The 20,398-nt window shown below is 60.5% G+C and carries 14 protein-coding genes, 1 tRNA gene and 1 pseudogene; 4 read left to right on the top strand and 12 right to left on the bottom strand.

Translation table 11 applies throughout. From position 1 onward, the window contains the following. Window position 1: 1 nt before the first annotated feature. Both M5B43_RS21725 and M5B43_RS21720 read right to left on the bottom strand, forming a co-directional pair. Window positions 2–544, bottom strand: a complete 543-nt coding sequence (locus tag M5B43_RS21725) for a sigma factor-like helix-turn-helix DNA-binding protein (protein WP_248752002.1) — start codon at window positions 542–544, stop codon at window positions 2–4. 87 nt (window positions 545–631) lie between these two features. Then, a complete protein-coding gene (locus M5B43_RS21720) occupies window positions 632–1,348 on the bottom strand; it encodes a Crp/Fnr family transcriptional regulator (protein ID WP_248752001.1) in 717 nt (238 codons plus the stop codon). A gap of 207 nt (window positions 1,349–1,555) precedes the next feature. Between M5B43_RS21720 and M5B43_RS21715 the strand changes: the two genes are divergently transcribed. Continuing rightward, a tRNA-Arg gene (locus M5B43_RS21715) sits at window positions 1,556–1,632 on the top strand. A 57-nt stretch (window positions 1,633–1,689) separates the two neighbouring features. Here the strand turns inward: M5B43_RS21715 and M5B43_RS21710 are convergent. From M5B43_RS21710 to M5B43_RS21700, 3 genes are all read right to left on the bottom strand, one after another. Continuing rightward, window positions 1,690–2,295 (bottom strand): hypothetical protein, encoded by a 606-nt coding sequence (locus tag M5B43_RS21710; protein ID WP_248752000.1) that lies wholly within the window; start codon window positions 2,293–2,295, stop codon window positions 1,690–1,692. Beyond that, window positions 2,292–2,864 carry an RNA polymerase sigma factor gene (locus tag M5B43_RS21705; protein ID WP_248751999.1) on the bottom strand — a complete coding sequence of 191 codons (573 nt, stop codon included), beginning with the start codon at window positions 2,862–2,864 and terminating at the stop codon, window positions 2,292–2,294. The genes M5B43_RS21710 and M5B43_RS21705 overlap by 4 nt, the downstream gene beginning before the upstream one ends. Before the next feature lie 86 nt (window positions 2,865–2,950). Next, entirely contained in the window at window positions 2,951–4,600 is a 1,650-nt protein-coding gene (locus M5B43_RS21700; protein ID WP_248751998.1) for a VWA domain-containing protein, read from the bottom strand. Between the two features lie 633 nt (window positions 4,601–5,233). On the opposite strand from M5B43_RS21700, the gene M5B43_RS21695 reads away from it, so the two are divergent. Continuing rightward, entirely contained in the window at window positions 5,234–6,880 is a 1,647-nt protein-coding gene (locus M5B43_RS21695) for a M10 family metallopeptidase C-terminal domain-containing protein (RefSeq protein WP_248751997.1), read from the top strand. 82 nt (window positions 6,881–6,962) lie between these two features. Beyond that, the gene (locus M5B43_RS21690; RefSeq protein WP_248751996.1) at window positions 6,963–8,336 is read left to right on the top strand and encodes a M10 family metallopeptidase C-terminal domain-containing protein; all 1,374 of its coding nucleotides are present in this window, start codon (window positions 6,963–6,965) and stop codon (window positions 8,334–8,336) included. 125 nt (window positions 8,337–8,461) lie between these two features. Here the strand turns inward: M5B43_RS21690 and M5B43_RS21685 are convergent, their stop codons facing one another. Then, window positions 8,462–11,026: an autotransporter outer membrane beta-barrel domain-containing protein gene (locus M5B43_RS21685; protein WP_248751995.1), complete on the bottom strand. Its 2,565-nt coding sequence runs from the start codon at window positions 11,024–11,026 to the stop codon at window positions 8,462–8,464. Window positions 11,027–11,097: 71 nt separating this feature from the next. Continuing rightward, window positions 11,098–11,790, bottom strand: coding sequence for a hypothetical protein (locus M5B43_RS21680; RefSeq protein ID WP_248751994.1), 693 nt, complete (start codon window positions 11,788–11,790; stop codon window positions 11,098–11,100). Between the two features lie 181 nt (window positions 11,791–11,971). Here M5B43_RS21680 and M5B43_RS21675 point away from each other — a divergent pair. Continuing rightward, a pseudogene (locus M5B43_RS21675) lies at window positions 11,972–12,115 on the top strand (hypothetical protein); the annotation flags it as partial. Between the two features lie 95 nt (window positions 12,116–12,210). On the opposite strand, the gene pgaD reads toward M5B43_RS21675, so the two are convergent. The 5 genes from pgaD to M5B43_RS21650 form a co-directional block, all read right to left on the bottom strand. Continuing rightward, entirely contained in the window at window positions 12,211–12,693 is a 483-nt protein-coding gene (gene pgaD, locus M5B43_RS21670; protein ID WP_248751993.1) for a poly-beta-1,6-N-acetyl-D-glucosamine biosynthesis protein PgaD, read from the bottom strand. A gap of 2 nt (window positions 12,694–12,695) precedes the next feature. After that, window positions 12,696–14,036 (bottom strand): poly-beta-1,6-N-acetyl-D-glucosamine synthase, encoded by a 1,341-nt coding sequence (gene pgaC, locus M5B43_RS21665; protein ID WP_248751992.1) that lies wholly within the window; start codon window positions 14,034–14,036, stop codon window positions 12,696–12,698. Between the two features lie 2 nt (window positions 14,037–14,038). After that, window positions 14,039–16,036, bottom strand: coding sequence for a poly-beta-1,6-N-acetyl-D-glucosamine N-deacetylase PgaB (gene pgaB, locus M5B43_RS21660; RefSeq protein WP_248751991.1), 1,998 nt, complete (start codon window positions 16,034–16,036; stop codon window positions 14,039–14,041). A 12-nt stretch (window positions 16,037–16,048) separates the two neighbouring features. Further along, window positions 16,049–18,529 (bottom strand): poly-beta-1,6 N-acetyl-D-glucosamine export porin PgaA, encoded by a 2,481-nt coding sequence (pgaA, locus tag M5B43_RS21655; RefSeq protein WP_248751990.1) that lies wholly within the window; start codon window positions 18,527–18,529, stop codon window positions 16,049–16,051. A 299-nt stretch (window positions 18,530–18,828) separates the two neighbouring features. Further along, the gene (locus M5B43_RS21650) at window positions 18,829–20,325 is read right to left on the bottom strand and encodes a YdgA family protein (RefSeq protein ID WP_248751989.1); all 1,497 of its coding nucleotides are present in this window, start codon (window positions 20,323–20,325) and stop codon (window positions 18,829–18,831) included. Window positions 20,326–20,398: the final 73 nt, after the last annotated feature.

Genomic DNA, 20,398 nt, shown 5'->3' with positions numbered 1-20,398 from the left:
TTCAGCGCAAGGCACTGCGCAGCAGTTGCACACGCTTGCGCACCAGTGGCAGCTTGACCTGCAGTTCGGCGGCGATTTGCGGATAAGGCAGGTCGTCGATGAAACGCATCTCAAACAATCGCTGCTGCGAGATCGGTAAGAGCGCCACATGAGCCTCGACCTGTTCCAGGCGCTCATAACACTCCACCCGCTCCAGCACCGACGCGCAGGGGGCGGCGAGCACAGCCAGGTGATCGCGCTCAAGGTCAATCGAATGATCGATCAGCCGCCCCTCGCGCTTGCTGCGCCGCAGGCTGTCGAGAAACACATGGTCGAGCACCAGAAACAAAAACCCTTGAGGGTCGCGAATACGCTCCGGCGAGCGCCGAAAAAACAGCAGGGCCTTGATGGCCGTGGCCGATAACCACTCCTGGCCCTGGTCCTGATTGCCCTTGGCACGCCGCAGGGCGCGGCGCTTGAGTTCTACCTCGACTGCACGCCAACTCGCTTCGAACAAACGGTCATCAGCGCCCCATTGATCCTTGAACCGAACAGTCATCCCCATCGTAAGCACTCCTGTGCGTCCTTGATGAAGGGCCAGTCTGCGAGGACGCGACAGGGGGGCGCTGTTACCTGGGGAACACTGCAACAACTAATTCAAGGCAAAGGCTTTGCGCCGCAAATGCTCGAGATCGTTGATCACCATCCGCTCCAGGCTGCCGCTGATCAGGCCGCTGCGGCGCCACAGTTGCAGTTGAACATTGAGCTTGGGACGACTGGTGTTAAGCATGGACGCCAGCACCCCCTGGCTGCCGGGCAACGACACGCACGGCATAGCCAGCGCCAGGTCGATATCGTCCATATTCGCCAACAGAAACCGCGCCAATCGCGACTCCAGCCGATGCAGGCACACCAACTCCAGCAACTCGATGGCATGGAGCAAACGCACCATCATCAGCATCAACAACCGCCGCAGAAACACCGGCTCTTCAAACAACCGAGCAAAATGTCGGCTGCCCAGTTGCAGCAAACGGGTCGAGCCGCTGGCGAACGTCGAAGACTCACGGCCATGGTCCTTGATCAACGCCGTCTCCCCCACCACCTGCCCTGCGCTCGTACTGCCAATGATCTGCTCCCGACCATCCGGCCCATGCACCACCGAATAAATCCGGCCCTCCACCACCAGTGCAATAAACTCAAGCGTGTCATCCTTGAAATAGAGCAGTTCACGGTCATCCAGCGTGCGCTCCACCATATGAACGGCGGCGTAGCGCAACAAGTGCTCCGGCATACCTCGAAACAGATCAGAGCGGGCAAGCAGGGTTTGTCTTAGCGGGAGATCGAGCATCACGGATCCTTTGGAATGCATGCGTTCACCTGGCCAGGGGAAGGAATTTGCGGCGCGACAGCAGTGCTGAAGCCACAAGAGCAAAGCAAACAAAGGGACGTACGGCGCGGGGAGTTGTGAAAGAACGTGGCAAATGGCCGCTTTTCTCAGTAACGCAGCCTACGCTTGCCAGTGAAAACGCCGGAATGGACGCATCTGGTCGACATGGGTATGATGTCGCCCGCACAAGCATCCGTAGCTCAGCTGGATAGAGTACTGCCCTCCGAAGGCAGGGGTCGTGGGTTCGAATCCCGCCGGGTGCACCAGATACAGACGAAAAAGCCCCAGGTCGAAAGACCTGGGGCTTTTTTGTGGCTGTTGATTCAGCGCTTTTGCAACGCCTCCAACCGCGCCGGCAAGTCCTCCTCGGGAAAGCGCTCATGCAGCGCCAACAATTTTTCATCCGCTGCTTTGCTTTCCCCGGCCAGGCGCAGGTTCACAATCTCTTGCAACTCCTCTTCCAACGAAGGCAGTGCAACCGGCGCTCGCTGACTGAGTTTGGCGACCGGTTCATCCGCCAACGCATCGGCGGCTTCTGCTTGGACTGGCGCGTGCTCGATCCTGGGCGCGACAGCCAGGCGTGCCATCGGCGCTGGTGCGGAGAACGCTTGCGGGGCGGGGCGGGCGGCTTCTGGGCGGGGGGCGGAGAATGTCGCCGTGGAGATTTCGGGTTGTGGCACGGGCGAGCGCAAGACCACGCCGATCATCAGCGCCAAACCGGCCACGGTGGCGAATGCCATTTGCCAGCGCGGGCGTTGGCAGGCTTGTAGCCAGCGTTGCCACAGGCTCGGCTGCGGGGCCGGGGTTTCGCGGCGGGCGGTGGCGAGGATGAAGGCGTCGAGGGACGCGGGCGGCTCACCCGTGCTGTGTTGACGGAAATGCTGGATCAGCACGTCGTCGGTGTCGGGGGTGTGTCGGGAGTCGGTCATGCGGGTATCTCCTCGGACAGCAGGCGGCGCAGTTTCTGCTGGGCGTAACGCAGGCGGCTTTTTACGGTTTCCAGCGGGGCACCGGTGAGGACCGCGATTTGCGGCACTTCGAGGTCGCCGTGCAGGCGCAGCAGGAGGACTTCGCGCTGGTCTTCGGGCAAGTCTTGCAGGGCCGCATCGAGGCGGGCCTGGTCGCGGCTGAGGCTCAACTGTTGCTCGGGGCCGGCGCTGTGGTCGGGCTGGGCATGCAGTTGCTCATCGTAACTGTCGTGCAAGGGGTTGTGGAGGCCGTGTTTGCGCCAGTGATCGATCAGGCGATTACGGGCGATCTGGAACAACCACGTGCGAAAACTCGCCCTGCCCTGTGGCTGGGTGTCGCTGCGGATCAGGCTGAGCCAGGTGTCCTGGTAAATCTCTTCGGCCAGCTCGGCCTTGTTGCTCAGGGACACCAGAAAGCGGTACAAGCCCTGGCGGTGGCGCGTGTACAACACCTCGAACGCGGCACCGTCGCCGCTTCGGTAACGGGCCAGCAGCGATTCGTCGCTGGGTGAATCATCTGGAACGGCCATGTCGTGGGCGAACTCCTTCTGTCTGCCGAAGCAGGACTAAGTGTGGGAGGGGGCTTGCCCCCTCCCACATTTGATCGTGGTCGTGTTCAAGGTCGGGGTTTGAGGCTCTGGGCCAGTTCGACCAGTTGTACGAATTCATTACGCAAGCCGAAGGGATCGTCGCCTCGGGCTGAGCGCGCCAGGGCGGCGGTATCCTGCAAGCCCATGCTGCCAGTGTAGCGGCCATCGCCCTTGAGCTGTTGGGCGAAAGCGGCCACGGCGGCAGCGAAGCGCAGGTCGTCGCTGGCCTGGGTGGGCACGTGGGCGATAGGGCGTTCGATCAACTGGCTGTCACCGCCCGAAGCGGGCTTGTAGCGCACCCGCAGCATCGCGAGTTCAGCGGTTTTGCTTTCGGCCGTCGGCGCATTGGCGTATCGCAAAGGCTCCAACCAGCCCTTCTCGCCCTTGGGCACTATTTCGTACAGTGCCGTCAGCGTATGCCCTGCGCCAATTTCGCCGGCATCGACTTTGTCGTTGTTGAAATCTTCACGCTTCAGGGCGCGGTTTTCATAACCGAGCAAACGGTATTCGCTGACCTGGGCCGGGTTGAATTCCACCTGCACCTTCACATCCCGCGCGACGATCGCCAAGGTTGAGCTGAGCTGGTCCACCAGGACCTTGCGCGCTTCACGCAGGTTATCGATATAGGCGTAGTTACCGTCGCCCGCGTCGGCCAGTTGTTCCATCAGGTGTTCGTTGTAGTTATCTACCCCAAAACCGAGGGTGGTGAGTGAAACGCCGCTTTTGCGCTGATCGACCGCCATCTGCTTGAGGCTGTCGAAGTCACTGACGCCCACGTTGAAGTCGCCGTCGGTGGCCAGCAGGATGCGGTTGATGCCGTTGTCGATAAACCCTTCGCGGGCCATCTGGTAGGCCATTTCAATACCCGAGGCGCCGGCCGTGGAGCCGCCTGCGGTGAGCTGGTCGATGGCGTTGCGGATCTTCGCCTTGTCGCGGCCGGAGGTCGGTTTGAGCACCACACGGGATTCACCGGCATAGACCACCAGGGACACCCGGTCTTGATCGCGCAACTGATCCACTAATAATTTCAGGGTGCTTTTCACCAGCGGCAAACCTTCGCGGCGGTCCATGGAGCCGGACACATCCACCAAAAACACCAGGTTGGCCGGTGCCAGCTGCGCCACGGCGCGGTCGGATGCCTTGATGCCGATGCGCAGCAGTTTCGTGCGCGGGTTCCAAGGTGTGGCGGCGACTTCGGTGGTCACACCAAAGGGCGAGCCGTCGGTGGGCAGCGCATAGTCGTAGGGGAAGTAATTGACCATTTCCTCCAATCGCACAGCGCCTTCAGGCGGCAGGCGACCTTGGTTGAGGAAACGTCGTACGTTGGCGTAGCTGCCGGTATCGACGTCCACGCTGAAGGTGGAGACCGGCATTTCAGCGACGCGATGCACCGGGTTTTCCGGCAGGTTTTCATACTGCTCGCGGGGTTCGCTGCGGTAGAGGCTGGCCACTGAATCGCTCATCATCAAGGGTATTGCCATGGGCGCGGGGGCAACACGCTTGACCAGAGCGTCTTCGATGCGGGCCTGCTCGCTGTGTTGCTTGGCACTGGCCGGTTCGACATGCTTGGCAAGATCTTGGGAAGTGGACAGTCCACATCCCGCCAGCAGCACCCAAGAGGTGATGGCAAGGCCTTGAACGACAGGGCGTAAGAGCGGCGATACAAGACGAGACATGGCGGCTGAACCTCAGTCGTGAATGATGCGTTCACTTGCTCAGACGCGGCAGGTTCCCGGTTCGGGTTAAGCGCTACGTTTTTTCTTAAACATCCGTGGCCAGACAGCGTGTCCTGTAAGTACATATTTGCTTCTTTTATTTTCTAAATAAGTGCTTTTTGAAAAACAACAAAATAAATAACTTCGGAACCAGCTCTAAATCAACCCTGCCTAAAATAACCATTAAAAAAACAACTGAAACAGCATACAACCCCCCTTTTTAAACCCCTATCACGTAACACTTCAACTGTTGGCACCCGCCTCTATCGGTGCGAACTTACCTCCTCGCAAACGGATTTTGCCTACAGACTTAACCATGATAAAAGAATCGCTTCTGGAAGCATTATTACGATGAGAGTCAATACTGGAATACCTGCGTTTTACCCCCCCTATCTTCCCCCTAAAACGTCGCAACAGTTCTTTCGCCCGTCCGATATCTACGGGGTCTTGCGCCCCTTTATCCAACCGTTCACCAGCCACCCCTGGCTGAGGCCATTCCTGCGCCCTATCGTTTGGCCGACGCCCCAGCCAGACAACCGGCCGACTACTCACCAGCCTGACAGTCCAACCTCCCGCACCTGGGATGGAAAAGACGTGACCCAGCGCCCGGACGACCCTTACATCACCAGCGTGAATAAACGTTCCTATAATGAACAGCAGATCATCGAACAGCTCACTCGCGACGTGTCAACGTGGCAAGACAAGAATCAAAACAACAAGACCGAAATTGCCTACTCATTCAACAACGGTGGTTTCAATGAAGTGCAGAAACAGGAAGCGCGACGCTCTTTAACGTCCTGGAGTGATGTGGCCAATCTGGAGTTCACTGAAAGCGGTGGTCCGGCAGAAGGCCGGATAACGTTTGGTCTTTCTAATAGAGTCCCCACCGCAGAAGGGACTTATCCGACGCCAAACGGAAGAGGGGGAGGTGAAACCCTCTACAACCCAAGTATGGCTTCACGCGTGGTGATGACCCACGAAATCGGACATGCCCTCGGTTTGAAGCATCCTGGCCACTACGACGGCAGTGCCTCAGAAAGTCAGCGCGTTTATGCGCAGGACTCTACCGCCCATACCGTCATGAGTTATTTCGGGGACCGCAGCAGTGGCAAACACCTCGGCGCCAAACCCCGCGCCCCGATGATGGATGACATTGCCGCGATCCAGAAGAAGTACGGCGTCAATCATCAGACACGCAAAGAGAACAACACCTACGGGTTCAACTCAAATACTCAACGGGATTACTACACCCTCAATGCCGCTCAGGATAAGTTCATCGCCTGCATCTGGGACGGCGACGGCAATGACACACTGGATGTCTCCGGCTACCGCTCCAACCAGAACATCAATCTCAAGGCCGGGTCTTTCTCAGACGTCGGCGGGCTCAAAGGCAACGTCTCCATCGCCAGGGGTTGCACCATCGAAAATGCCATTGGCGGTTCGGGTCACGATGCGCTGATTGGTAACGAGGCCGACAACCGACTCACCGGCGGCGGCGGTGCAGACCAACTGCGAGGCGGTGGCGGCGCCGATACGTTCGTCTACAACCATGCCAGCGACTCCGCACCCGACCAACCCGATACGCTCATGGACTTCACCAGCGGCACTGACAAGGTCGATGTGTCCAGGGCGATGAAGAGCGCCAATACCTCCACCCTGGCATTTGTCAGCGAAATGACTGGCAAGGCGGGTGACACGGTCCTGGTCTATGACGAGAAAAGTGGCAAAGGTAGCGTGGCGATTGATCTGACGGGCGACGGCAAGGCCGACCTGCTGATCCGGACTCATGGGCAGGTCAAACCCGGGGATATCATCGCGTCTGGAAATAGCACAGTCCTTAATCAACCGCTTGATACCCCGAGCACTCGCTCCACAGTGACGCCTCCCGACCGGCGTCGGCGCTCGAGTACATACACTTACGAGAAAGCCAGCGACTCGCCCTATCACAATGCCGACCTGATCAACGACTTTGTCAGTGGTAAAGACACGATCAACCTCGCGGGCTTGGTAAAGAACGCTGCCACGCCGTTACAACTTGTCGAGCACTATACCGGTCGTATTGGCGATACCGTTGTTAAGTTAAACCCACAAACCGGTCGATACTTTGTGGGTGTGGACCTTACAGGAAATCGCCGTACAGACTTTCTGGTCAAGAGTACCCAGCTCATAAAACCCGACGACATCATCGGTTTGACGACCCCCATAAAGCGTTCAGCCCGTGTCTTTCCACGACCGTTGTAAACCAGCACCTGACAACGCATTCACTGCCGCCATGAGCCTCAACGTTCACGCCTCACGCCGTCTATTAAAAGGATCAAAATAGATGTTTTCAGTTAATCCCAACACCTCTCGCAGTCCGACATTATCCACGTACGCCCACCCACAACCGGGTGTCATAAAAGATACCTCGCTGCCCTCCTACACCACCGATAAAGCCGCCAGGAATATGCTACGCACCAGCGTGGCCAGAGGATTTAAATGGCAAGACAAGAACCGCGACGGCGTCATCGACATTGCCTATGAGTTTTTTACTCCAACTGACCCACGCAGGGTCAGCAACGTCCCCAAAGGCGCCAGTGCGTTAAATGAGGACCAAAAGACGCGGGCACGCGCGGCCATGCAAGCCTGGTCGGACGTGGCCCGCATCAAGTTCTCGGAAAACAGTGCCAGTACCGAGGGCCGGCTGACCCTGGGTCTTTACGCAGGCGACGGCGAGTCCTACGCGTCGCTGCCCTTCCCCCGGAACGTCAAGAAAGGTGGCGAGGCGTGGCTGGACGAAGAACATGCACAACCCCAGACTGATCGTCACGACCGGCAGGTCATCGCTCACGAAGTGGGTCATTCGCTGGGCCTTGATCATCCTGGGGACTACACCCAACACCCTCCCACGCGTCATTATCTTGAGGATACTCAAGCCTACAGCCTGATGAGCTACAACCCCGAGATCAGAAGCGGTCAAGACTTCTCGAAAAACGGCGAATGGACCCACTACCCGGCCGCCCCCATGATGCATGACATTGCGGCCGTGCAGGCGCTCTACGGAGCCAACTATAAGACCCGCCGTGGTGATACCGTTTACGGGTTCAACTCCAATACCGAGCGTGACTATTTCAGTCTCACGTCTTCACGGGACGCGCCGGTTTTCTGCATATGGGATGGTGGTGGCAACGATACGCTGGACTGTTCTGGCTTCAACCAGAAACAGACCCTCAACCTGAACGCCGAAACGCTCTCTGATGTGGGCGGAATGAAAGGCAATGTCTCCATCGCCAAAGGCGTCACCGTGGAAAATGCCATTGGCGGCGCCCATCACGATACGTTGATCGGCAACAACGCCAACAACCGGCTCAAGGGCGGAGGCGGTGCCGACACGCTGACAGGCGGCGGTGGCGCAGATGTTTTTGTCTACGACAAGGCGACCGACTCAACCGCCGCCAACGCAGACCTGATCACCGACTTTGTCAGTGGCACAGACAAGATCGACCTCAACGGATTAAGCAAAGACGCCCACACCCCACTACGGCTTGTGCACGCCTACACAGGCCGCATTGGCGACACATTGGTGAGATTCAACCCGTACAGCGGCCGGTACTTCGTGGCCATCGACCTTACCGGGAATGGTCAAACGGACTTCCTGGTGAAAAGTACCCGGTTGATCAGGCCGCAAGATATCAACGGCCTGGTGACCCGCAACTAACCCGCCGATAAACACGCTGCTTCAACACCAAGGGTTAGAGCAGCGCCTGACCTCGTGTAAAAAGCCGGCACGCTGCCAAATGCCAGCCCGTTAAGCGGAGCGCTGGCATTAGGCACGTGCCTGGCTTAAAACGCGTAACGAGCCTTGAGCATTACCCCGTCAGCATCAAACCCACTGCGCGCCTGGCGCGTATAGCTGGCGCCGAGGGTGAAGTCAGACACTTGGTAGTTCAGGCCCACACTGGCTTCGTAACTGTCACGCGCCACCGATGCACCGGTGACGGTAAACGTCGATCCACCGGCCACGAAGCTGGAGGTTTGCGCCACACGATCCCCCATCAGGTCGTGATAGGCCATCAGGGTGGCTTCCGGTTGCACGCTACCGACGCCCATCGGCAGGTTGCCGGCCAAACGCACGCCCGCACCCAACTCGCCCACTTCATAACGCTGCGACGCAGTACTCAGGGCGGCCGAAGAGCCTTTTTCGTGGAAACCATCCATGCGCACGTTGGAATAACGTGCGGCCACGCGCGGCTCGATCACCACCGCCTGGGACGGCTTGAAGCGGTAGCCACCGATCACGCTGGCCGACAGCACGTTGCTGTCGAAACTGCCCTTGGCCGTGGTGCCGGCGATGTGACGCTGGCTGTCGTTGTCGTTATGACCGTAGCTGAGGCTGCCATCGACAAACCCGTTTTGCAGCGCCCAGTTGCCGTACAGCGACAGCGCGTGGCCTTGCACATCGGTCTTGTTGCCGAGGTCGGAATGGAGGTTGGAATTGAGGTAGCTGTAGGCCACGCCCAGGGTGGTGGTGTCGTTCACGCGACCGTCCACGCCCACGGCCATGCCGCTGCTGTTGGCCGAGTAGCCGTTGCGGCCGCCACGACCGTCCTGGTCCATGTTGCTGCTCAAGCCCTGCACCCACACGCCACCGGTTTGACGGCTGTCGCGCTGGTCGGTGAGGCGGTTGAAGATCGCACCGTTGACCACGCTTTGCCCGGCCAACGCCACGTCCAGCGCGCCGCGGTTGACGTCGGGCTTGAGCTGGTCGGCAATCGTCGCCAGCTGTTGCGTGGTGCCGGCGTTGGCCAGGGCCTTGAACACCGGATCGTTCTGGTTGAGTTGGCCAAGCACGTCATTCTTCAAGGCGTTGACCGCCGTGGCCGACGACGCACCGGCGCCCACGCCTGCGAGCTCCTGTTGCACCTGCTGGTTGCTTTTGACCGCAACCACGGCTTTGACCGTTTGCGCATCGACCGAAGCACTGAGCACATTCAACAGCGACGACGCACTGCTCACCGCCAGGCCGTTGTTCTGCACACTGCTGGCTTGCAGCAAGGTGTACTGCGTGCCGGCTTGCGGGCTGGCGAAGTCGCCAGGGTTGGCGCTGACGGTGAGCTTCGACGCCTGGGCAAAACGAGCAACGCCGTTGACCGTGAGGTACGGCGTAGTCGGCACCACGCTGTCGGCCAGGTGCATATCGATACCGGCGCCGCTGGCCACGTTGAGGTCACCGGTCATCAGGGTGCCGGGTGCAGAGAGGTTCAGCGAACCCGCGTTGATCGACACCGGCGCGATGATGCGCTGGCCGGTGAAGTCGGCCTGGCCGCTGACGTTGACCGCGCTGAGGTTGAGCAGGTCGCCGACGATTTTGCCGCCGGTCCAGTTCAAGGTGGCGAGGTTCGCACCGTCGATGGCGGTACCGGCCTTGCTGCGAATTTCCCCGGCCTGTTGGTTGATTTCAAACGCCGTGAGTTGTTCTTCAGGCGTCACCCGAATGGCCGTACCGTCGGCGCTGATCACGCCCCGGTTGATCAGCCCACGTGCACCGGACGCCAGGGTGGTGGTGAAGTTCGCACCGCGCAGGCTCACCGCGGTGGCGTCGGCGCCAGTGGCTTGGAGGGTGCCGGTGTTCAGCAGGTAATCAATGCTGCCTTCGTACACCTGTACCGCTTTGCTCTGAGCGCCATTGGCAGAAATCAGCCCACTGTTTTCAATCTTCAGGTCGCTGGTCGGCGCTTCGATGTCCAGGCCCGTGCTGTCTTCGCCGGTCACCCGAATGGTCCCGGAGTTGAGCAGCTTGCCGCCGATTTTCACCACCAGGTTGTTGTGATGGTCGATGACCAGGCCGGTGCTTTCATTACCGGTTATATCCACCAGGCCGGTGTTCGACACGTCGCCTTCAACGCGCGTGCCGTTGAGGTAGATACCCTCACCACCGCCATATTGCTGGCTGGAGGTGTCAACGATGATCGTGCCCGAGTTGATGATGCTGCCACCGACCTGGGTCGCGCCGACTTCAAAACCTTCGCCGTCGCGCACGCCCTTGAGCGTCAGCGTACCGGCCTGGATGATGTCTCCGGTGAGGGTGCCACCGACCGGCAATACGAGCCCACTGAACACGCCATCCACTGCGAACGCACCCGCAGCGCTGGTGTTGCCGGACACCGTGATATCCGCACGGTTGGTCAGCGTGCCCTGAATGTTCGTGTCGGCAAAATTGGCGCCGTAGGCAAAGGGTTGCGTCAACGCCACCACTCGGTTGCCTACCAGGGTCAGCGACTGGCTGAGGTTTTCGCCGGTCCAGACGTGCTGGCCGGTGGTGATATCCGTTTCCACTGCATGCACTTGCGTTGCCACCGCGCTGACCATCACGGCCAACAGGGTTTTACGTATTTCCTTGCGTTTCATTTCCAACTCCAGGAACAACTTGAATCACCGCCCGATACCTGGACGGCGTGGGTGTTTCGAACTGCCGAAAACTATTTGAGCTCTTTGACCAGGTATTCGCCCGAGATCCGGGTGATGCCGGTCAAGGCCCGCCGCAGAGCCTGCGGGTCGGTGCGGTAGGTCAGCGGGGTATAGCCGTAGACGTTCTGGCCATTGAACGGTGTGATCGCCTCACTGGTGCGCCAGAGCATTTCATCGCCACGGTTCATCTGCGCCACGACGTTGAGCGTGGGGTACACCACGCTGCTGAAGCCTTGGGTCAGGCGGAAGCCCCACTCGGCCACGGTCAGCTGGATTTGCGCATCGGCGGGCTCATCGTCACCCACCACTTTGAGGGTTGAGGTCTTGCCCAAGGCGTCGATAAAGCCTTGCTTGAGCAACACGCCCACATCGATTTTTTCTTCTTCGATCAGTGTCAGGATCGCCACCGGTGTCGGCATCTCAGCCAACTGACCGGCCTTCATGCCCGCCGCAAAACCCGCGCCGGACAACGCCGCCGTGCCCACCTTGGAAGCGCCCGTGGCCATGCCGGCGCCCGCGCCCAGCCCGGCCCCCAGGGCGGCACCCCAGGCTTGCTCACGGCCGAAGTACACCATGTTCTTTTCCCACTTCACGGGCAGTACCTTCACGGTCTTGATCTGCGCGCGGTTTTCGGGAGTCAAAGGGTGGCTGACACAGCCACCGAGGATGAGGGTGCTGAGGAGGATGAAGAGGAGGTTTTTCACATCAGTCCTTGAGTGTTTGCGGGGATGAGAGGTGACAGCGATTACTGGCACGTGTCCGTTGATGCGCTTAGTCATCGCCAGTGTGTCGGCAAGGGATGGCAAGACATGAGGCACTAGGCCATTATTCTGATGCCTTGCGCGGTTTTGGGTGGGGGGCTTTAAGTCGGGCCGTCACTCATGGTTGGAAAACCTAGCCTTCCGGGAACAACTCGGCAGCGATGCCGTGGTGCTGTCAGACTTCGCCCATTTACTGGCCATTCCGCTGCGCGATGGGTGTGATTTGCTGGATGTCGTCAGCCGTCGGCTGAATGCCGAGCCAACCTGAGTAAAAGCCGGGCGGCCTTCACCGCCCGATGTGTGCGCGGACGGTTTCTCTCGGGATCGTTCCCAGACGTGGGAACGATCACAGGGTGGGCAGTTTCAGCCGGCGTCTTTGTCTTTTGGCGGGCCGGGCACCAGTGTCAGCGGCGGGCGTTCCACGTCTCGGGACACGTGGGCCTTCACTTCCTCCACACCGCCTTCCTCGTCGTTGTGGATCACCAGCACACCGGGCTTGCGAAACTGCTCCAGGTGGCCCTTGCCCAAGTTGAAGCTTTCACTCAGGTGCTTATCGCTGAGCGCATTGGCCTCGGCGCGGCGTTGGGCGAACTTGCGGCCTCGGCGCTGCTGGTAGCGCGCCCAGCTGATCAGGATCACCGCGTTGAACAAGGCGATCCACAGGTAGATTTGCAAGGTGTTGAGCGCCGCGAAAATCGGCGCCTCAATGCGTGGGCCCCCGTGGGTTTCAAGCATTGCGCTAATCCCACGGACCAGCAGCCAAATCAGCCCACCCCAGGCCAGCAGGGTCAGCAGCACATCGATGATCCACATCACTGTGTTTTGGCGGGTTCTGACCAGTTTCATGATCACGCCTCCTCTTCGCTTGGTTTGATACCGCGATCCGGGCTGACCCAGCGTGCGCGCTTCTGGTGCTGGTTGAACAGCACTTTAGGAAAGCTGACGAGCGTGGTGAGCAAGCTGACCAGCCAGAACACCATCGGGTACCACACGGTCCAGAACAGGGTTTTCCACAGGTCTTTTTCGTAGCGCCGGTCGATCAGGATGCTCACTGCGAACTGCATCAGGCACACCATCGCCAGCACCAGACCGGTAAACGCCGGTGGCACCAGGGAGTGCACGGCGATCGCGTCGGGTAGCACCACGAATTTACCCACGCCCCAGAAGATCACCGAGAGCAGGAAGGTGAAGGCCCAACCGGTGGACAGGCAATATTCGAACAGCAGCGGCCAGAGGTAGCGATGGCGCCATTGCCAGATGCCACGGATGTTTTTGAACAGCACTTCGGCGCCGCCCTGGGCCCAGCGCAGCCGTTGTTTCCACAGGCCACCGACAGTCTCGGGCATGAGGATCCAGCAGAGCGCGCGAGGCTCGTAGAAAATGGCCCAGTGGTCGAGCTGCAGCTTCCAACTGACATCGATGTCCTCGGTGATCATGTCGGTGCTCCAGTAGTCAATGCGGTCCAGCGCCTTCTTACGGAACGCTACCACCACACCCGAGACCGTGAAGATCCGACCGAACACCCGTTGCGTGCGCTTGATCAAGCCGATGATCGAAGAAAATTCGCCCACCTGTACCCGGCCGATCAGGGTCGAGCGGGTGCGGATGCGTGGGTTGCCGGTCACGGCCCCCAGGCGCGGGTTTTCGAGCATCGGCGCAACCATGTAGGCCGCCGCGTTTTTGTCGAGCAGGGCATCACCGTCGATACACACCAGGTATTCACTGCGGGCGGCCACGGCGCCCATGCGCAGGGCCACTGCCTTGCCTTGGTTCTGGGCCAGGTGCAGCACGCGCAGGCGTGGATGTTCCAACGCCAGCGCATCGAGCACGGCGGCGGTGTTGTCGCTGGAGCCGTCGTTGACGGCGATCACTTCGATGTTGGAGTACAACTGGCCCAATGCCGCGTGAATGGTGTCGGCGGCGTTATCGCCCTCGTTGTAGCAGGGGATGATGATCGAGATCAGCGGATTACCCGCCAGGGTCGGCGCGGGCGTGTCTTCTTCCCAGGGCCAGTGGCGCTCCCAGTGCAGCCAGAAATACAAACCGCCGGCAATCCACAGGGCCGACATGAACAGCGGGTAGAAGAACACGAAGTCCATCAGGAACTGCCCGGTGACCAGGAAGATCAGGCCCAGGGGCACGCCCAATACCAGCGCCAACACGAATATCGCCAGGATTCTGTCAAACATGGTCAAGGGTTCCATTGGTTGGACAGGGCCGGACGAACCGTCTTCAGGTCCGGCGAGTTTTCCAGGAAGTTATCCGGGTAGTAGCCAAAGCTCTTGACCCCCTGGCGTTTGAGCACGCCCATCCATTCGGCCATCTGCGCACCGCTGATATCGGGCGCGGCCGAGGTGCGCCAGTCTTTGGCTTGCAGCTCGAACACCGTTCGCTCAAGTGCGCCAGGGCGAGCCTTGACCGTCGCCACCAGCTTTTCCAGCCAGGCATTGGAGTTCTTCAACGTCTCGCCTTCCATCAGCGGCATGGCCATCGGCGCTGTCCAGTCATAGGTCTGGAGGAAGTCATCAAGGTTCTGCGCGAACCAGGTTTCGCTCTGCGGATTAAGCATCGGCTCGGCAAAGATATTACGCGCGGTCAGCACCTGCGGGCCGCGCAGGGCACGGACCTTGGCGGTCAACTCGTTGGTGAAATCGATCAGGTAACGACTCTTGAAACGCGTCCAGCGTTGCATGACTTGCGGGTCGGCACGCAGCGCCGCAAGGGTGCCGGGCAGGCCGTTGGCGGCGTAGGCTTTGAGTGCGACGGGGCTGGCGTCTTCGAAGTCGTTGAGCACGGCATCATCGTGGTAAAGGATGCCGTCGATTGGCCCTACACGCGCCAGGTCCTCATAAATCTCACCGATGACCTGCCGTACCTTGGGATCAAACGGAGACAGGCGCTGGTACTGGCCGGGTTCGAGGCTGATCGCTCCGGTTTTCGGGTCCCACCGCTTCACGCGCGGCAGCTTGGAGTCGAGGGCAAAACTCAACACCGGCATCCAGGCATAGACGCTGGCGTGAGCACGAGTATGCAACTGCCAGGCGACGCGGTTGAACAGGTCGGCGCGCATGGGCAAGTGGCGGTTGGGGAAGTACAGCGAACGCACCAGGCCGTCGCCCTTGGGGTCGGCAAAGGCTTGCAGGAATACAGTGCCGGCGCCCATGTCCACCACCCGTTGAACCAGTTGGTCGAGGTTGCGAGCCTGTTGGGCCGGGTCCGGGTCGTACACATTGTCCAGGTCCACATGCAGCACGCGCAGCGGTGCCTTGGCTTGCACGGCGACCATGCTGTTGGCGAAATGCTCGCCGTCCGGGTCGGAAGCGACCAGGAAGCGTGGGCTGTTCATCAGGTCGCCGAGGTTGTCGAGGCCGTCCTCGAGGGTCAGCGCCATCTCATAGCCGTGCTCGCCGATGACGGCCAGGGAAGTACCGTCAGCCGCACCATAAGGCCACACCCATACCCGTGGCGCCTTGCCGGTGACCGCGCGGATTTTGTTGGAAATCGCGCTGACGTCAGCTCGCATACGGGCCTGGAATTGCGCTTCGCTCTCATAGCGGTTGGTCGCCGGGTCAAAACGCCGGGTCGTGGCGGCCGGCTCCAGGTTGCCCTGAGGGTTGGCCAGAATCCCTTTGTGACTGGCGTCCGTATGCGCGGCAATTTCCACCAGGCCGGACTGGGAGACTTCCTTAATCTGCTGCCACGTGAGGAACTCGCCGCGCGGCCGTGGTGAGCCAGCGAAGTCCACCGGTTGGTTCAGCGGCGTATCGATCCAGGTGCCCACTGGCGCCAGCAAGGCTGGCCAGTGATAGGCGCGCAGAATCGGCATTACGCGGGTGTAGAAGCTGGAATAGCCGTCGTCGAAGCTGAGCATGATGGCCTTGGGCGGCAACGGCGGCCCGCCACGGCGTGCCGCCAGGATCTGGTCGACGCTGACCGCTTGGTAGCCGTTCTCTCTCAGCCATGCCAGCTGTTCGATCAAACGCTCGGTACGCACCGCTACCACCGCTTGGTCGGGGTCGCGATCTTCAACATCGTGGTAGGCAATGCCCAGGAAATGGTTTTTCGGCCACGGCGCTTCATTGGCCGCGATCGGCCGTTCGGCGGGCGGGGTATAGGGCGCGGGCTGCTGGGAGCAGGCGGCGGCCAGCACGGCCCCCAGGAGCAACATGCAACGGCTGAGAACAGTCATGGTCAGGCTCTTCTAGAAACGGTAAGTGAGGTCGACGAGCAGGCGCAGATCGCGTTCGCGATTGCCGTCATAAGGTCGGCTGATCAAGCTCAGGTTCGCGCCGGCTTCCAGCACGTCATTCCAACGAATGCGTTGGCCGTAGCCGATCATGCCAACGCCACCGGTGGAGTAATCCCGCTGGCTGTAGGTACCTGCACCGACTTGGAACTGCTGACTCCACTGGGTCTCGTAGCGGTGATAGAGCACATGGTTGACCGTGACGGTCGGCAAGACGCTGAAATCCGATTTCGGGTTGAAGTACACCGTGTCTTCCTTGGTGTTGCGGCTGGCGCCGACTTCCAGGCCCAGGTCCACCTGCACATGGGGCGAGCTGTAGATGCCCTCGCGCCCCGTGAGCAAGGCTTCGAGCCGGTCGTTGCCATCGCTGAAGTGGGATGGGCTCAGGGAAAGTTTCCACTCGCGGCTTTCATTCGCACGCCAGCGGATAAAGCCACTGCCGCCGTTGGCCGTCACATCGGCATTCAACGCCCGCAGCGGCGTGGTAGTCAGGAGGTAGCCGAGGCTGCCGCCGTATTGCCAGTTGTCATTGATGTCGCGGGCAATCGACACGCTGGCGCCTTGTTTGGAGCCATAGCCATAGGAATGGTTGGACACCTCGGCTTCCAGGGTCATGTCACGGGTACGCCGCTCCACGCCCACCACTTGCCAGCGATGCTGGCCGGTGCCTTCGGCGAAGTCGGCCGTGGCATACCCGGCGCCGGCGAACACCCGCCAGTCTTCGTCGATGGGCGGGGTGTAGATCCGACTTTCAATACCCCAATCGCGACTGCCGGCAACCGCGCCGACGTCGCCATTATTGCCGCCGCCATAGCTTTTACCGGTGTAGGCCTCGACGCGCAGTTCGGCCATGTCATGCACATCACGCAGACGACTGAGGCGCTGCACCTGGCGGCTGTCAGGGTTGCGGGCGAGGACGTCATCGGTGAGCGCGTCCATTTGGCGCCACTCCTGCAAGTCCATGGCGGTGTAGGCTTGGGACACTTCCAGGCCGATATCACGCGGGACCTGAGTTTCGACCTCCTTGAGAGAACCTTCGGCGCGACGCGGCCAGTCACGGGCGCGGTACATATCGGCCTGGGCCAGGCGCAGGCCAACGTTGCCCGGCGCCTTTTGGACCAGCGCGTCCAGCCCGACTTCGCTGCCCGGCAGGTCGCCACCGTAGGTGCCGGCCTGGGCGGACAGCTGTTGTGTGTCCATCCAGCTGTCATTGGGGTTGCCGATCGGCAGCCCCTTCAGTTCCACGCGCGGGTTCTGGGTGTTGGCCAGTTGGTTGGCGACTTCACGAGCCTCCAGGGCTTTGTCGCTTTCCAGCAGGGCGTAGAACAACGCGGTGCTGTCTTCAACATGGTCGTCAGGGTCGGCGTCCGGTGCGCCCAGCACCTGGCGGTATAACGGTTCGGCTTTCTCCGGCTGGCGTTGGTCGAGGTAGGCGGCCGCCACCCAACGCACGGCGTAGGTCGGCAATTGCACGCCTTCACCCTTAAGGATTTCGTACTCGCGGATCACCTCAGCGGTGCGCGCACGCGCCTTGAGGGCACCCAGGCGGTCGATGCGCCAGCGCACCACGTCGTCGTGGGCGCTGGGGTCCGGCGCCCATCGAGCAAGCAAGGTGTCGTAGTCGTTAAGGGCGCGGTCGGCGATGACATAGCGTTCTTTCTCGGTGCGCGTGGCGAACTCGGCCATGCGCACGCGCTCGGCGGCGAGGTCACCTTCCAGGCGGCGCTGGGTGACGGCATCCAGCACACCCGGATGCTGCGCAGACAGGCGCAATGCTGGTTCAGGCAAACGGGCCTTTTGCAGGGCGACGATGTATTCGCGGACCACCTCGGGTTTGTCGCCGGCGCGAATAAACGCCTGGTCGAACTCGAACAGGGCGTCGTAGTTCAAGCCCGCGCGGGTCAACGCATAACCCAGGGCCATGCGGCGGTTGGGGTCACTGGGTTGCGCCGCCACCAATGCGCGCAAGCGTGGCACCGCCTCCGTCGCTTGGCCACCGTCTGCCTGGGTCAGGGCCTGGCCCAATTGCAAGTCGATATTATTCGGTTCACGCCCCAGCGCCTGGCGATAGACCGCCAGGGCCTGCGGCCACTGCTTGTGATTGCGATAGGTACGCGCCACCGTGGCAAGTGCCTGGGTGGTCAGGTTGCGGTTCTTGCCCTGTGCTTCGTAAACCTTCAGCACTTCGGCGTCCTGCCCGGCCCAGCCGGCAATGATCAGGTGGTCGCTGATCTGGCCCGGAGTCTGGCGCTCAGCGGGGAGCTGGCGCAGTTGCGTCAGGGCGGGTGTGAAGTTGCCGTTGCGCGCCTGGATGATCAGGGTGTCGTAGGCTGGGTCGGCGAACGCGAAGCCCGGGACCAGCAATTGGCTGCACAGGGCGGCCCCGATGAGCAGACGCAACCGGCCTGAAGCGCTGTAGGAGAGGTTTCGCAGCATACCGTGAGCTTCCTTACACACCGAAAGCTATAACGATAGGTGGTCCTGAGCAAAACGCATCAGGACGCCGGCGTCTCATGACCCGGCCTAGCTTTCCTGTAGGAACTATCCCTTAGGAAAGTAGGGGAAAGACCAATCCAGAACAATTATTCAGAATTGCACGGCCAGCAAAAAAACCAATGGGGGAGCGGACTTGCCTGAGCCAAGCGATGACAGAGGGCCTGTATGCCGACTGTTTGACCGCTGGCTCGGGCTCCCCCGCTCCCCCACTATTTATTTCTTACTGAAGTAAGAAAAATTTACTGCGCGTGGCTGACTGCACCCACTTTGGCCATGACCAGGCTAATGAATTGCTCGACGCTCATCTTCTGGCCGTTGAAGGTCACTTCATTGTTGGCGTAGTGCAGCTTGGAGACCACGTCAGTGCCTACCAGCGTCGCCAGTTGGGTACCGACGGCCATGCCGCTGACCATCTCGGCCGCCATCTGCGATTGCTGCTCCAGGACTTTAGGGTCGGTCACGCCACTGACCTGCGCTTGCAGGGTCGCCACATCGCCAATCATGGGCTTGGACAGGCTCAGGTTGGCATCCAGCAACGCGATGACCTGCTTGCCCAGCTCAACCGGCGGCAACTCCATGGACGCAGGTTTGGTCAGGTCCATCACCAGGTTGAATTTGCTTTCGCCATGGGTGGTTTTCAGCGACAGGTTTTCCACCGCCACTTGCGGCTTGGCGGCCAACACTTGGTTGACGTTGGCCTCGGCCAGGGCCTGCTCGGCTTCGGTCAGTTGCAGCTCCGGCGCGGGTTGACCGGCCGCGACGGCGGCTTGCGCCGGTTGCACCTTGTCTTGGTAGAGTTTGGTCAGCACCAGCATCGCCGGGATATCGATGTTCTTCATGCTCAGCGCCATGGCAGCGGAGCCGACCGCTTTGCCCTGGTAACCGATCTCGTCGATCTTGTAGTCGACGCGGCCGGCCAGGTTGTTGTCCTTGATCTGGGTCGTGTCTTTCTGCTCGAAGCCCTTGAGGGTCAACACGGCTTTTTGCGGGCCGAAGGTGACTTTGGTGTCACTCAGTTCCACGGTGTTTTGGCCGGTGTAGAAACCGAAGGTGGATTTTTCCAGGTTACTGGCAACCGTCAGGCCGGCCAGTTCCGCTTCGAACGGCGCGCCATCGGCATCGATCGCTGTGACCTTGAGGCTGTTCATGTAGCCGTCGGCCTTGACCTTCTGACCTTCGGCATTGCTGTCGAAGTCCAGGTTGGCGCCGGAGAAGCTGACCGAGGACTTGTCGTCCTTGAGCTCCAGGGGCAGCAGTTCGACGTTGCCGTTGACCGAACGGCTATAGCCGATATTGGCCACGCCTTTAAGCGGTGACACGTCTTGGCTGGCCGCGAACCACTTTTCAGTGGTGGCGTTCTTTTCCAGCGCATAGTGACTGGTGGCCATGACCGGCAGCCATTTCAGCGTCACCAGCCGCGAGAACGGCAGCGGACCGTGTTCGATATGGTCGACGAACAGCAGCTCGGGGTTCGGGTGTTCGGCGCCGAATACGCTGCCTTGGCCCTTGAGGCGATAGTGAGCGGTGCTGCTGAACACGCCACGGTCCAGGGACACCAGCTCCAGGCTCAGGGTGCCGTCAGTGCCGGCCATGGAGGTTTGCAGTTCCTTGTTGGCGTTCTGGATCGCGGTTTGCAACACCGGCTCCAGTTGTTTGCCGGTGTACCAGGCGCCGCCCGCACTGACGGCGCCGATGGCGACAACAAAACCCAAGAAAACAACTGCTGGCTTATTCATGAGGTGACCTGATCAAATCCTGTGAGAAGTGGGCTGTCTTCCTTGAACCCCGAAGGGGTTGGCTCAAGCCCGC

The organism is Pseudomonas sp. MWU15-20650 (genome assembly GCF_023242475.1).
GTDB lineage: Bacteria > Pseudomonadota > Gammaproteobacteria > Pseudomonadales > Pseudomonadaceae > Aquipseudomonas.
This window is presented reverse-complemented; position numbering and strand designations above follow the sequence as displayed.

Bases quoted from the DNA above. Each gene is read 5' to 3' on its own strand.
- M5B43_RS21725 (WP_248752002.1), bottom strand. From the start codon at position 544: ATGGGGATGACTGTTCGGTTCAAGGATCAATGGGGCGCTGATGACCGT.
- M5B43_RS21720 (WP_248752001.1), bottom strand. From the start codon at position 1,348: ATGCATTCCAAAGGATCCGTGATGCTCGATCTCCCGCTAAGACAAACC.
- M5B43_RS21710 (WP_248752000.1), bottom strand. From the start codon at position 2,295: ATGACCGACTCCCGACACACCCCCGACACCGACGACGTGCTGATCCAG.
- M5B43_RS21705 (WP_248751999.1), bottom strand. From the start codon at position 2,864: ATGGCCGTTCCAGATGATTCACCCAGCGACGAATCGCTGCTGGCCCGT.
- M5B43_RS21700 (WP_248751998.1), bottom strand. From the start codon at position 4,600: ATGTCTCGTCTTGTATCGCCGCTCTTACGCCCTGTCGTTCAAGGCCTT.
- M5B43_RS21690 (WP_248751996.1), top strand. From the start codon at position 6,963: ATGTTTTCAGTTAATCCCAACACCTCTCGCAGTCCGACATTATCCACG.
- M5B43_RS21685 (WP_248751995.1), bottom strand. From the start codon at position 11,026: ATGAAACGCAAGGAAATACGTAAAACCCTGTTGGCCGTGATGGTCAGC.
- pgaD (WP_248751993.1), bottom strand. From the start codon at position 12,693: ATGAAACTGGTCAGAACCCGCCAAAACACAGTGATGTGGATCATCGAT.
- pgaC (WP_248751992.1), bottom strand. From the start codon at position 14,036: ATGTTTGACAGAATCCTGGCGATATTCGTGTTGGCGCTGGTATTGGGC.
- pgaB (WP_248751991.1), bottom strand. From the start codon at position 16,036: ATGACTGTTCTCAGCCGTTGCATGTTGCTCCTGGGGGCCGTGCTGGCC.
- pgaA (WP_248751990.1), bottom strand. From the start codon at position 18,529: ATGCTGCGAAACCTCTCCTACAGCGCTTCAGGCCGGTTGCGTCTGCTC.
- M5B43_RS21650 (WP_248751989.1), bottom strand. From the start codon at position 20,325: ATGAATAAGCCAGCAGTTGTTTTCTTGGGTTTTGTTGTCGCCATCGGC.